The sequence below is a fragment of the Psychrobacter sp. CAL346-MNA-CIBAN-0220 genome, assembly GCF_040309805.1.
In the GTDB taxonomy this organism is placed as follows: domain Bacteria; phylum Pseudomonadota; class Gammaproteobacteria; order Pseudomonadales; family Moraxellaceae; genus Psychrobacter.
Window position 1 is genome coordinate 1 of record NZ_JBEOPF010000678.1, and the last position, 240, is coordinate 240.

At 51.2% G+C, this 240-nt stretch carries 1 protein-coding gene; it reads right to left on the bottom strand.

What is annotated here, in order from left to right:
• Positions 1 to 240 (bottom strand): hypothetical protein (locus AAEY88_RS15295; RefSeq protein WP_350563761.1); only part of this gene is annotated, 240 nt, incomplete at both ends.

Here is a 240-nt window from a genome sequence, read left to right on the forward strand (position 1 = left end):
GCCCAATCCTCAAACCCCAAAGTAGTCGCCAAGTTATGTCGCCAATGTTCATCGTGAGGTAACCGCTGAGTCTGCTGGTCATTAATGGCTTGAATACCATGCTCGAGGCGGCGTAAAAAACGATAGGCCGCTTGTAGTTGCTCGTACGTAGCCGGCTCTAGATATTCAAGCTCACATAACGCCTGCATGGCTTGCAAACAGGACTTAACTTGCAGCTGTGGATGACGCCCCCCGTAGATG